A 13,749-nucleotide genomic window follows, 5' to 3' on the forward strand; every position below is an offset into this window, starting at 1 on the left:
AATATTTAATCATAAAAAGGATCTACATCCGATAAAGGAATAATTAGTTCTAATTTATCAATTACTTTTTTATCAATAATTTTATTTAAATATTTTTTTGAATCCTCTTTTCCTTTTACCCAATCTGAATTCCATATAGTTATTTCATGGCCATTTACTTTTTGGCACAAAATAGATTCATATTTAAGTGGAATTCCATAAGGAATCGCTAACCTTTGAAGCCATATTTCTGCATACTCAGAGTTAGAGGATTTTTTTATTTTACGATCTATTGCCCTGATAATTTCTTCTATTTTTTCATTATCATTTTTAATTAATGATAAGATTTTACTTAAAATTGTAATACCGATTTCAATAACTCTAGGATTGTTTATAAATAGGTCTACCGTAATTGCAATAATTTGTTCAAAGTCAACTGGAAGTTTTTCAAGAGAATTAATTTTATTTTTATAAAGACTAGTCATAGCTTTTGACAAACTTCCAGAATTTGGATATATTTTTGATAAATTAAGAATTTCTATAAGTTCTTTTTGTATACTGATTTTCGTGGCTTTATTTGTAAATAATGCAGCAGTTTTATTCCAATGTAATTTATCTGATTTTATTGAATCAAGTATCAAATTATCAGAAAAAGAAGTTTTTCTTTCAGATAATTTAAAATTCCATGGCATTAAAACTTGAGTTAAAATCTTTAGAATCTGTTCTGCATCCTGTCTGTTATTAACAAATACTTTATAGTCATCTCGATACCTTAAAATACGATAGCTATTTACTGACTTTGTATCTCTAAAATACTTATTGATTTCACTTTCTAATTCTACATCGATTGCTGCTAAAACAATTTCAGCTATAACATCCATCAATACACTACCCTGGGGTATACCATTTGTTTGACCAAACTGCATTTTGCTTAACTTTATATCAATTTTTCGTCCCAAGCCTTTATTTTTACCCTTTATTTTCCTATTCTCCTTAGCGCTATCCTTACCATCAATAGCCCATTCAATTGAGTGAGTATATATTGAGGAATAGCAATCAGTTATATCTGTATAAAGCATTGACTCATATTTTAATGATAGCGCAATTTGAGTCTGTTCCATATTTCGCCACCAGTTTAAAATTGTCTCTTTTGATTGTTGCTGACTTTTTAAAGCTTTTAAAGGAATTGACATACATTTTATATTTTCTAACTTAGAATTTCTTAAAATTTTAACAATTGAATTCCAGTTATCTTTTTTACATATTAGATTAATCAAATCTACATATGCTAATGGATGTATAAGTGTTAAAGGTCTCCAGCTATATTTACCATTTTTATTAGCAAATAAAGTATAATTGACATCAGGCAGATCATCTATTTTTATTTTGCTATCTTCAAATTCTTTTAATTTACTCTTTCTTAATTTGTTATTTGCCTTTGAAATAACTTCTTCAAAAGTAAAGTATGGTGGTAAGTGAATCGTACTATAGCTCGTGCTATCCAAGAAAAATTCTCTAGCTTGCCCTGAATCCATTTCTAAAATACTTACATATTGTTCCATAAATTTTCCACCTCATTTAGCTTATAAATATACGTACAAAAACCCTCTCTATTGTGAACAAACGTTCTCTCTCATTTACAAAAAAACTCCCACTTTCACAGCAAGAGTTCTTCTTCAATATCACTAACGCTTCAAATTCTCCAAACACTCCACCTAATTCTCATGATAAATATCCCGGGTGTAGACCTTATCATTCACATCTTCTAAGTCCTTATCCCAGTGGTTAGCAATAATAATGTCTGCGTCAGCTTTAAATTGATTGAGATCACGGTAGATTTCATGTTGCAAAGGCTTCCTCATTTGCCACGGGTTTATAGATGATCAAAGAATGATCTCAGTCATGATGGTATTATTAAAGGATTAACATATGACAAGAAACTATATTATTTCTTAACTGAAATAAAAAGTGAAATATTTAACTATTGTAAATCTTATCATGTAATAGAAAGCAACACAATATTGCATTTATAAATAATTTTAAAAATTCTTATTTCAGTCAATCATTCAAATTATTAAACGATTTACTTATTAATCAATAGTTTAAGTAGACTCAAAATAATAACCAAATTAGTCCTAATGGGCACAGGAAGTTTATCTTTTAGAACTCCCACTTTATATCGAATAGCATAACACTAAACATAGTGATCCCCACCGAAATTGAGATTTTTTACTCTAGTTTTTGGAGTCAATCCATCGATAATTTTTCTACTATACAATTACACGTCTTTGCTTTCTAGACGCAATTTTTAATTTTCAGCTTGAATATATAAGGCGTGGTACCTCTATATTAAATACATAAAATTATAATTTTTTATTTTAAGCCAAAAGTAATTTCTTAGCTTACTTGTAAACAAGTTGGACAAACCTCATTTTGTGTTAATTTGCATTCAAGTTTAATATCATAAGATTATGCACAACTCTAACTTAAACTTTGATTAATTCTCACTAGTTTCTTACTTCCAATGTATCTAAGAGCGGTTTAACTTGGCTTGGACTAAATGGTTTAACTGGCAAAACAAAGGCGTGATTTAAAACTTCTTTAGCCATAGCAGCATTTTCTTCTTGGCTACCTTGCCAGTGGTAAGGAGATCGATAAATCGTGACAGTCCCATCGTAATTACTACTATACTGAAAGATTGCAGATCCAGCCATAGTCTTCCCCATTGATAAGTGCCAAGTATCATGAGGCCAGACGGGAGAAACTGAAGGAGGATCAAGATTCACAGAACTTCCTGCTGGTAAGAAGACAGCTGCAATATGATCACCATCATTCCCGTTCGGAAAGAGATCTGTATTCTCCATTACGCTCAACCAAACACGGACCATTTCAACTTCTTTGTTGGTATAACCCGGATACTCTTTAGATTCTTGATACTCTTCTGCTTGGTACCGAGCCTTGGAATCTGTTGAAGGCTGAGATTGCTTAGGAGCCTCTTGTTCCTTGGTCTCAGCGGAAGTATCTTGGTGTGAACTCTCACTTGTTGAAGATGTGGAATTTTACTCTGTAGATACTGATAAAGCTTCTTGACTCTGATCAGACTCAGAAGCAGACGATGCCTGTTCTTGATTAGTGTTAGATTCAGCACAAGCGGACAGGACCAGACTAGCTATTAAAAGGAGACTTATTTTACCTTTCATAGGATCATTCCTTTCTATTTTTAACGTTGCTTTTCTAGTTTTGTTAAATAAAAATTTAAGAATAGTATTGTTTCACCTAGTTTATTTATCTCGAATACAATAATATTATAGCACCATAAAAATAAATATTTATTTAATAAATATCAACTATAACTACTTCTTTTATTTAATTGTTAATGTTCTAGTTCCCCAGTCTTTATTCTTTATCGCTTACACTGCTTAAATCATATAGTTAATTAAATTACTTGAATTATTCTATTATCCCTCATACAATGTATATACATAGTTATACCCCATACGGGGTATATTTTCTGTAGCTAAGAGAGGAGATTCCTATGCCTTTAACAATCAATAAATGGGGGAATAGTTCTGCTATTCGACTACCGAAACAATTACTTGAGGAATTAAATCTATCTCAAGGCGACAAGCTAGACTATCAAGTAAAAAATGGTCAGCTAATTATAAAAAAAATAACCGAAGTTCCTGAACTAACGATTAAAGATCTGTTTGAAAATTATCATGGAAACCCTGTTAATGAAAAGCCAGTATTATTTGAGCAAAAAGGGAATGAAAAATGGTAAAAGTAAAGCAAGGATCGATTATTAAGATAAATTTAGATCCGAAACAGGGACATGAGCAAAAAGGCTATCGACCCTACATTTGTTTGAGCCATGGGATCGTTACTAAGTACTCGAATATTGCAATTTTTGCACCGATTAGTAATACAAAAAGAAAATACCCATTTTATGTTGAGTTAGAACATACAAAAACGACTGGAAAAGTGCTATTAGATCAACTACTTACCATCGATTTTAATGCCAGAGATTATAATTATATCGAACAAGTTCCAGAGGATATACTTATTGATCTATTAGCCAGGGTAAAAGTTCTATTTGAAAAAGAATAAATTAACTAAACAAAAAACAGTAAGAGTTTATCGTACCCTTACTGTTTTCTTTGTATAGAGATTAGTAAATAAAAGTTATGTAAAATTCTAGCGTTTAATTTGGATATGTAGCCAAACATCCACCTAATTCTCATGATAAATATCCCGGGTATAGACCTTATCATTCACATCTTCTAAGTCCTTATCCCAGAGGTTGGCAATAAGGACATCAGCATCAGCTTTAAATTGGTCAAGATCACGGTAGATTTCAAAGTTGTAGAAATGTATCTTCCTTAGCGACAGGTTCATAGATAATCACAGGAACGCCTTCAGCCATGATGCGGTTAAAATACAAATTAATGTATAATAAGTAATCGTATTATTTTGTATATTAAAAATAACACTTAACTTTTATTTTTTTAGATACCAAATTAAAATCTGAAATAATACTGAAATGAGGTTTTTTATTGATCAGTATTCAATAATTCCAGATATAACAAATCATATCAACAATTCTTATTTTTTGAAGAATGGTTCATATTTCCAATTCATTTTATGGCACTATACTAAATATCCACCCCAAATATTCCTTTTCCATTTTATCAAAATAACATCGATGCATATTAAATACCATGCTCTTTATGGTATGACATTTAATATGAAAAATAATCTTATCAAAAGAATTTTACAAACGCATAGCACTCCCAAACGGTATTTTTATGGCAATATTGTACTTTCGTACTTATTGTAGATATTCTTAAATTACTTACCATAAAAAATATGGTCTAAAAAATTGCTTTTCTCTGAATTATCCTATATAACTCTACAAATCCTAATACTATTCCCATCCCCCATCGTATGTACCATAATGAACTAAAAGTGTAGAAAAATATTATACCTATTACAATTGCTAAAATTCCAGGAATAAATATAGTCAATTTTAAATGGTACGGATGGCCTCCCATATTATTAACAATATAATAATGTACAAAAAAGAGAGCTAGATACGATATCGCTGTTGCAAAAGCTGCACCATAGATGCCCCATACGGGAATCATAAAACCATTAAGAATAATATTAATTAACCCTGCTCCAATAGTTCCAATTGCGATTACCCTTGTCTTTTTATGAAAGAATTCAAAATTTACCGGAAATTGATACATAAAAGTAAAATATACCGCTAAAGTAAAGATAGGAATTATATTTATACCAGACCAATAACTATCGTCAGCCATTAAATATGAAACTTCTCGTGCTAGAAGAAGAAACCCTACAGTTAATACTGTAAATAATTCAATATAATTTTTACATTTTTTATTTAATATTTTCCAATTTTCTTCGCTTAAGTCATCATAATAAAAAGGACACCAGGAATTATTTAATGCTCCTAAAACAGTGGTCAATACGGATGATAGCGTATAAAATATGCTATAAATCCCAATTTCTGATGCAGTTATTCCCAATTGTTGCATCATTACTCTATCAGATTGCCCTAAAATTTGTTGTGATAAAGAGTGAAAAACAATAGGAAACCCCACAGTTATTCCGTATTTTAGATAAGTTTTATTCACTCCGATGGGCTGTTTAAAAAATAAAGTCAACCATACAATAATAGCAACTATTATGTATGTGATAGATACTCCACAAATACGAGCTAAATACCTTAGATCATTACTAATAATATCTATGAAAAAAAGTGAAAGTAAAACACTAATAACAGAAATAGAAACTGATAGAATAAGGTTACTCAAGGGCTTTTTTTCATAAATAAAACATAGCTGAGAAAAATTAATAATGTATTGTGAAAAAGCAGTGACTGCAATAATAATTACTAATATTTCAGGAAAATTAATTAAATTTGATAGAAATGGAGCACCGATAACTATTAGTATAAGTTCAAACAAACAAATCAGAGTACTTGAAAATAAAATGCTGTTTCTAAAAGAAAGATACTCTTCTCTAAATGTATATAGCCCAGTGCCTATCGATGAACTAATACCAATCCCCATAAGACAAGTTATAATCATCACCCATGAATTAAAAAGCGAATATATTCCAAACTGTTCAGGCCCTAGAAGACGGGTAAATAATGGTGTTGTAATAAAGGCAATTCCCTGCAGTAAAAAGGTGCTTATTATATTTAAAAATGTTGTTCTATTAACTGTTGTTCTCATATGTTTTTTATCTTTTATTTTAAATCCTCCCCAATATTACTATATTTTCCCAAGGAATAGTAAACTCAATATTTTATTTTTTCTTATAATATATCTCGAAATTATAATAGGGCATATTAAAGATAATACAAAAGTAATCACAGCTATAATCAACGCTGGTATATTAAAATAATTTAATACAACTCTACTAGAAACCTTTATAGGTTCTGAAAAAATATAAACATCCATACTATAAAAACCAAATAATTGTAATATATTTATCAGGGAATAATTATTTTCACTTATTTTATAAGAGATACTCATTACTAAAAATATGGATGAGAATGTTAAGAACGGAGAGAGTACTGATGGATACTTAAAAATGATAATAAAAGAGCTGACCAAAAATACAAGAGCAGCTATAAATATATATTCTTTTTTATATAAATTTTGTATAATCCATTCATAATTTAACTTTAATTTAATCCCTAATAAATAAAACAAAGGGAATATTAATAATGTTTTAATTATATATAAATCCACATTATAAATAAAAGATATAAAATATAGAATTATTCCTATAAAAAGTAAGTAATTGATATTTTTTTTGCTAACAATCAAACTTACTATTAAAGTAATAATTGATAAAGTGAATAAAAACCATAATGCTCCATTGGGATTTTGACCTAAAATAATTTTCCATGACTCTTCTAAATTAAACGTTGTTCTTGAATACTTTGAAAGTAATACCCTAAATGGTATATATATTATGCCTATAGTAAAGTAAGGAATAAGTAATCTCGAGCACCTTTTAATGATATATTTTTTTCTTTCTAATAATGTAAAATTAATAACTTTACATCCTAAAAAACCTGAAATTATAAAAAAGACATGCATATGGAATCCATAAATGATTGTTCCCATTATTTCAAAAATTTTATCAAATAGTAAAATTCCTGCATTTCCTTGTGTGACCACATGTCCTAAAACCACAAGTATCGTACAAAATCCGCGTGCTATATCTATCTCATTATAATATCGATACTTATTTTTTCCCATGCAATTTCCTCTCTAAATACCTTAGTGACTTAAATTTTTTAAAATACGACTTTTTTTGTGGCTTTCAAGATTTAAAGTATATAGAACAATAAATAATTGGGGCCCAACAAAAATAGGTCTTATAAACATAGACATAAAAAAGTAAGGAAGAAAAATATAGATATTATTTTCACTGACAAGATTTTGTAACAATTTTCCTAGAAGCCACCAATAAAACAAAGAATAGATTAATCCACATCTAACATAAAGATTAATAATGTCATTATGTGGTTGCACAACTCTTTCGCCAAGATAGCGTACATTTTCAGTAATACCTAAAAACTCAAAGATATAATTATCAGTTCCACTAAATAAAAAATAAGGTTTTCCGAGAGTTTTATTTAGCGAAAAAATATTTGATGTCATCCTCATATAATTTGATGGATCAGTCCATGTCTCCTGATATTGACCCAAACCATTGTTAATACAATAAGTAACAAAAACATTGCTAAATAATATAATAAAAATTAAAGAGATTAAAAAAGCTAACCAATATCTTTTTTTAAATAAGGTGTTCCATAATACAAAAATTTTGCTCCGAAATATATATGTTATACAAAAAAGTAGAATACTAACCTGCAATAATCTTGAATTCAAGATTATTGCGAAAGCTATTGATAGAACTATACCTAATTTTGAATTTCTTTTAAAAGATATTGAAAAGAAACTAAATACGATTATGCCTAAAACATTTTTGTCTCTTCCCAGTGAATAATATATTTCATAAATATTATTCACAACCCATGGATCTTCTGTAACTCGATTATAAAATTGAATCAATAATGATCCTAGCATTGTTAAAAATATAACTGTATCAAAGATTTTACCTTTATTTGAGTTAATCACCTTTTTAATATCTGCATAATAATATGTACCTATTGATACAACAATTACAAATGTAGTGAGGAAACTATAACTGAAGCCATACCGATTTACTAATATTTGAAAAAAAGATAAAAAAATAAGCACTGCCGATGTCATCATAACTTTTTTATCTTTTGTAATATTTTTTCTAAAATATGAATCTAAAAAAAATACTACAAAAGTAATAGTAAAAAAGGTATATTCAAAAAAACGTTGTGGATATCCATATAAAATAAATCCATCAAGTATAATATATATACCTATTATCCAGTAAAATAATTTACTTTTCTTTAACACCAGTTACTTACCTCCAAATATTGATTAACTAAATAATATAGTCTAGTTCCTTTATTGAGCTAATTATTTTCACCCTATTTTTATTTGTATATAATTTTTTTAGTTGAGATGCTTGCTTTTCATACCTAAGAAGTGTTGAATGATCTAAATCCCTATAAAGTCTATATGTAAACACAATAATTGGTTCTATATTATAAAAATATTTTGGAACAAACTGTGCTGTAGAAAACATACCTATTATACATGTGTTACCATCGATAGCATCTGAGCATAATATTTCCCACATATTATTTTCAGTATCTACTTGGAACGTAGAATAGATATCATAATTTTCTTCTCTAGGATGTAAACGAACTAAAATCTTTTCTTTATCATAAGAGTATAGTTTGCTAACTATTTGTTTTTCATAATTAATATGGTCAACTGCAAAATCTTTAATTGGTTGATTTAAATAAATAATTTTAGATTCATAGAGATTGCTTTTTTTATAAGCAAAAACATCATATATATCTAGTTTATTATAACTTTTAGATCCCTTTAAAGAATATATGATTCCATTATATAAACCAATATAATTGTCAGGTATTCTTAAAAATAACCTTTCTATCTCATAGTCACGTCCACAAATCTGTCTAGCTAAAATGTATTTATTGCTTAAATAATCATGAAAGATATCTCCAGAATAGCTGCCAATTCCATCCTCAATTCCATAAACATGAGAAAGTTTACTTGATCCAATAACAAAATCAAACATTTTTGTTGGAGCTCCTAAATATATCTCTTGATAGTCCATAGCTTCTATATCAAGATTAAGCAAAATTTTACAATATAATTTAGGTGCTAATAATCCCAAAATAGTATATATATGTTTAAACATACCCTTTTTTTCTTTTTCCAATATAAATATATTATTAAAAATTTTTTTGTTTTTAAGTCTATTTACATAAAGTTTGCAGTTTTTGAACTGATTAACAATATATAAATCTATCTGACCAGACTTCTCGTGAGATAAAATAAAAGTTACTGCGTTCAACAATTGTAATGGAGTATCGATTAAAAAAGCACTTTTATTAATTTTCATTAAAAAAACCTCTGTTTTTATTATAATTATAATCATTTATGACATATTCTTCTAAATTAAACACTTTATCAAAAAAATGGTATAACAGAAACACCAAATTAAATGTTATATCGTTACCTTTTTAATAATTATTTAATCCCCATTAACAAATATTCAAGGCGACTTACCTCTGTATCTATATTAAAGCCTGCTTTAGTAACAAGTTCTTTAATTTTTTCATAGTCCGTTCGTTTTAAATTAAAACTCATTTTTCTTATTTCATTAGCCCAACTTTCAGGTCCATCCTCTAAGCGCTTAAATTTAAAATTATTAGTTAATTTTAATTCATTCGGAACAACACCATATGAAGAAAGAGAAGGCAATCCATTAACTTGAGCTTCTATGCTAGCTAAACTCAGACCTTCAAATATTGAAGGAAATAAAAATAAATCAAAGGCACTAAGATAACCGCCTATATCAGTTTGAAGACCCGCAAAAATAACATTATCTTGAATTTTTAGTCTCTTTGCCTCTTGTCTGAGCTCATTTTCATCTTCACCCTGCCCAACAAGTAGTAGCACGCAGTTAGGAATCATATTAGAAAGATATTTAATTACTTGAAATGCAAACTTTTGATTTTTTTGGAAATGTAGTCTCCCTACATTTCCAATAACTAATCTATCTGTAATGTGTAATTCTTTACGAATTTTTTCACGTTTTTCTTCTGAAAATTTAACTCTTTCTAGTTCAATAGCATTTTTGATTAGTACAGCTTTTGGTAGTAATTCTTTTTTATAAAACCATTTTGCAGCGTCATTAGAACATGCCCAAAAATCAGTTGCATAATGTTTTATTCTTTTTCTATTAATATAATGAAGAAAATTTCTTGCTTTGCTATCCATATTTCGAGAATTATGACTATGAATTATTCTTTTTCTGATACCATATTTTTTTGCAGCTTTTAAATAATCAATGTTTGCAAGACTGCAAACATTCACCCAAACTGCATCATAATCAGCGGCATGTATTTTTAAGAATTCATTTAATTCCTTGTAAAATTTAATTGGATTTTTTTTTCTCATTGCTATATGAATGACTTTACCACCAAGAGATTTTATTTCCTCTTCATACGCTACCTCATTATATGTATTACACAAAAAATCAAAATGTATTTTTGATTTATCTATTTTACGGTAATAATTAAGTAAGAAGGACTCAACCCCACCTGAATTCTCAGTTAACCCAAATACAAGAACTTTATACATAAAATTGATTTTCCTTTTTCTTATTTTGTCTTTGTCTAATTTTTGAAGCTATCATTAAACCAAACACGCAATTTAATTTCATCATTTTAAAAACAATCTTTTTTAAACCCTGAATTTTGGAGATATTAGATTTATATATAGCTATCTTAAATTGCTCAATCTCCATTACTTTTTTAGCATCTTTCATCTGTCTTATAAATATTTTTTTTCGCGAAAAAATATCGTTAACAAAAATAATCAGTAGCTGATTCAATATAAATATATACCATCCATTTTTTATCATTGGATCAGAGACATCAATAATGTTTTTTATTTTTTTTATAGCTGGTATATATTCTCTGTCAAGTTTCTTTTTACCCGATCGAATAGTAGATTGAGAAGAATATACATAGTGGTATACTGGATAACAAAAGGTTACAACTTTTTTTGCATAATTAAGTACATTAAGAAAAAAAACACTATCTTCAGCATAATTAATTTTATAATCAAACCAAATATTATTATTTCGTATAACCGAAGTTCTAAAAGCAACTGCAGTAACGTTACATTTTTGAGTTGGATTCTCTAAGCATAATAATAAAATGTTTCTTAAACTTTCTCCAACATATTCTTTTGTCATCCATAAAGAACAATCAGCCGCATTATCCGTATATTCCCCAATAATTAATTCTGGAGAATATAACTTATCAATTTTTAAATAACTTTCAAGAGCATCGCTTAATAATTGATCATCCGCATCCAAAAAAATAAGCCAAAAACCTTTTGCCTGGTTAATTCCAACATTTCTTGCCTTTGATACTCCTTTTTCACTGTGAAATAATTTTATACGTTTATCCGTAAGAAAATTCTTGCAAATTTTAGTTGTATTATCAGTAGAACCATTCTCAATTAAAATAAGTTCCCAATCTTCATAAGTTTGATTTAAAACACTTTCAATTGCAGAACTTATAAACTTTTCAGCATTGTAAGCAGGAATAACGATAGAAAATTTAGGACGGTTTAATGTTATATTTACTTCCAACTAAAAACTTCTCCCATATTTTTTGCCTAAAAACTTAGCTTTTAAAAACTCAGGTATTTTAATAAACATGTTTTCTTCAACAGCGCAATCTAATTCCATTATCTCACTTTTCTTAATTAATCCATCTTCAATCGCTTTATTAAGCCATACATTAAACAGTAACTCACTTACTCTTCCAATAAATCGTTTTTCAAATACACTATAGTTACTAAAGTCAATGTTTGAAAATACATCAAATAATACATCAAATAACCAAGAACAATAGGCATTTATGAAATCATATTCAGCTATCATCATATTAAACATGTATCCCCATCGGCGATTCATAATTTTATCAAAATTCTTTAAATAATCTGGATATTTTTTTGAAATAACATTTCTTGTAACATCTAAATGTTCTAAGTGATGAGTATGTGCATAATGAGACTTTAAAGTTTCTATAACATACCATCTTTTTTTAGGAACAAAAAGCTTTATTTTCCCCAAAAAGGGTTTTAATTGTTTGTACTCTAGAATTTTCTTATTCATAGAAAAATGTCTTCTATAATGAACAATACCTATATAATCGGCCGAAAGATTCTTCCATGCCCAATAAAGACCTGTTAATTCACAAAAGAAATCATTATATATAGATATATTTTCCCCGGTGTTATCTTTAATATAACCTAGATCTATTTCGTTGCCATTACTATCTCGTTTACCTTCAGCACCAACATGCAATGGAATATACATTGAGTCTTCTGGCATTTGATACTTTTTATGAGTTGCTATAACTATTTTCACCGTATACTCATCCATTTACACCAATTCCTTTTCGCATCTATCCAAAACAGCTGCAATAACCTGATCCATATCGTAATATTTATATTCAGCAAGACGGCCACCGAAAATTACATTTTCTGTTTTATCTGCCAGCTTTTTGTATTCTTTATACAAAGCATTATTTTTGGAATCATTAACGGGATAATATGGCTCATCTCCCGGTTTCCATTCACTACTATATTCGCGACTAATAACAGTTTTAGAGAGAGCTTTTCCAGTTTCGTCTTTACCAAATTCAAACCATTTGTGTTCAATAATACGAGTCCATGGAGTCTCTCTATCTGTATAATTAACTGCAGCGTTACCTTGATAGTTAGGTATATCAAGCAGCTCATTTTCAAAACGAACAGAACGATATTCTAAAGTCCCCAATTTATAGTTAAAAAAGGCATCAATGGGGCCAGTATAAACTATTTTATTTGCAAGCTTATCTAACTCTTCTCTATGCTTTAAATAATCTATATTTAAACGTACTTCAATTCCATCTAAGATATTATCAATCATTTTAGTATACCCTCCAATTGGTATACCTTGATATAATGCATTAAAATAGTTATTATCAAAAGTTAATCTGACTGGTAACCTTTTAATAATAAAAGCAGGTAATTCTCTACAAGGTCGACCCCATTGCTTCTCAGTATACCCTTTTATTAGCTTATTATAGATATCCCTTCCAACAAGAGATATTGCTTGCTCTTCTAGATTTTTTGGCTCTTCAGTAATTTCTTTACGCTGCTCTTCTATTTTTAGAGCAGCCTCTTTGGGCGTAGTAACGCCCCACATTTTATTGAAAGTATACATATTAAATGGTAAAGAGTATAACTCACCGTTATAATTAGCTACAGGACTGTTAGTGAAACGATTAAATTCAGCAAACTGAGAAATGTAAGCCCATACTTTCTTATTATTGGTATGAAAAATATGAGCACCATACTTATGAACATTGATTCCCTCTATTTTTTCCGTATACAAATTGCCACCAATATTTGGTCGTTTTTCAACGACTAAAACTGATTTACCTTTTGCTTTCGCTTCATGTGCGAAAATCGCACCGAATGGTCCAGCTCCTACTACTAAATAGTCAAATTTGTTCATAATACACTC

At 28.7% G+C, this 13,749-nt stretch carries 14 protein-coding genes; 2 read left to right on the plus strand and 12 right to left on the minus strand.

What is annotated here, in order from left to right:
• Positions 1-5 precede the first annotated feature (5 nt).
• From DBT50_RS05825 to DBT50_RS05835, 3 genes are all read right to left on the minus strand, one after another.
• A complete protein-coding gene (locus tag DBT50_RS05825) occupies positions 6-1,541 on the minus strand; it encodes an RNA-directed DNA polymerase (RefSeq protein ID WP_111853121.1) in 1,536 nt (511 codons plus the stop codon).
• 153 nt (positions 1,542-1,694) lie between these two features.
• Positions 1,695-1,829, minus strand: coding sequence for a hypothetical protein (locus tag DBT50_RS05830; protein WP_258455373.1), 135 nt, complete (start codon positions 1,827-1,829; stop codon positions 1,695-1,697).
• 657 nt (positions 1,830-2,486) lie between these two features.
• Positions 2,487-2,843 carry a hypothetical protein gene (locus DBT50_RS05835; RefSeq protein ID WP_146742898.1) on the minus strand — a complete coding sequence of 119 codons (357 nt, stop codon included), beginning with the start codon at positions 2,841-2,843 and terminating at the stop codon, positions 2,487-2,489.
• Positions 2,844-3,514: 671 nt separating this feature from the next.
• Between DBT50_RS05835 and DBT50_RS05840 the strand changes: the two genes are divergently transcribed.
• Together DBT50_RS05840 and DBT50_RS05845 are read left to right on the plus strand one after the other, a co-directional pair.
• Positions 3,515-3,760, plus strand: a complete 246-nt coding sequence (locus DBT50_RS05840; protein WP_111853119.1) for an AbrB/MazE/SpoVT family DNA-binding domain-containing protein — start codon at positions 3,515-3,517, stop codon at positions 3,758-3,760.
• Positions 3,754-4,086, plus strand: a complete 333-nt coding sequence (locus DBT50_RS05845; RefSeq protein WP_111853118.1) for a type II toxin-antitoxin system PemK/MazF family toxin — start codon at positions 3,754-3,756, stop codon at positions 4,084-4,086. The genes DBT50_RS05840 and DBT50_RS05845 overlap by 7 nt, the downstream gene beginning before the upstream one ends.
• A gap of 123 nt (positions 4,087-4,209) precedes the next feature.
• Here DBT50_RS05845 and DBT50_RS05850 read toward each other — a convergent pair whose 3' ends face one another.
• From DBT50_RS05850 to glf, 9 genes are all read right to left on the minus strand, one after another.
• Positions 4,210-4,374 carry a hypothetical protein gene (locus tag DBT50_RS05850; RefSeq protein WP_216403123.1) on the minus strand — a complete coding sequence of 55 codons (165 nt, stop codon included), beginning with the start codon at positions 4,372-4,374 and terminating at the stop codon, positions 4,210-4,212.
• Between the two features lie 476 nt (positions 4,375-4,850).
• Complete coding sequence (locus tag DBT50_RS05855) at positions 4,851-6,239, minus strand: oligosaccharide flippase family protein (RefSeq protein WP_111853117.1); 1,389 nt, start codon at positions 6,237-6,239, stop codon at positions 4,851-4,853.
• Positions 6,240-6,278: 39 nt separating this feature from the next.
• The gene (locus DBT50_RS05860; protein WP_111853116.1) at positions 6,279-7,277 is read right to left on the minus strand and encodes an acyltransferase family protein; all 999 of its coding nucleotides are present in this window, start codon (positions 7,275-7,277) and stop codon (positions 6,279-6,281) included.
• Between the two features lie 21 nt (positions 7,278-7,298).
• Positions 7,299-8,477 carry a hypothetical protein gene (locus DBT50_RS05865; RefSeq protein WP_111853115.1) on the minus strand — a complete coding sequence of 393 codons (1,179 nt, stop codon included), beginning with the start codon at positions 8,475-8,477 and terminating at the stop codon, positions 7,299-7,301.
• A gap of 28 nt (positions 8,478-8,505) precedes the next feature.
• Positions 8,506-9,558, minus strand: coding sequence for a hypothetical protein (locus DBT50_RS05870; RefSeq protein ID WP_146742897.1), 1,053 nt, complete (start codon positions 9,556-9,558; stop codon positions 8,506-8,508).
• Between the two features lie 128 nt (positions 9,559-9,686).
• Complete coding sequence (locus tag DBT50_RS05875; protein WP_111853113.1) at positions 9,687-10,802, minus strand: glycosyltransferase family 1 protein; 1,116 nt, start codon at positions 10,800-10,802, stop codon at positions 9,687-9,689.
• Positions 10,795-11,823: a glycosyltransferase family 2 protein gene (locus DBT50_RS05880; protein ID WP_111853112.1), complete on the minus strand. Its 1,029-nt coding sequence runs from the start codon at positions 11,821-11,823 to the stop codon at positions 10,795-10,797. Before DBT50_RS05880 ends, DBT50_RS05875 begins: the two co-directional genes overlap by 8 nt.
• Positions 11,824-12,621: a DUF4422 domain-containing protein gene (locus DBT50_RS05885; RefSeq protein WP_111853111.1), complete on the minus strand. Its 798-nt coding sequence runs from the start codon at positions 12,619-12,621 to the stop codon at positions 11,824-11,826.
• Entirely contained in the window at positions 12,622-13,740 is a 1,119-nt protein-coding gene (gene glf / locus DBT50_RS05890; RefSeq protein ID WP_070559898.1) for a UDP-galactopyranose mutase, read from the minus strand.
• Between the last annotated feature and the right edge of the window lie 9 nt (positions 13,741-13,749).

This window comes from Aerococcus tenax (assembly GCF_003286645.3).
GTDB classification, from domain to species: domain Bacteria; phylum Bacillota; class Bacilli; order Lactobacillales; family Aerococcaceae; genus Aerococcus; species Aerococcus tenax.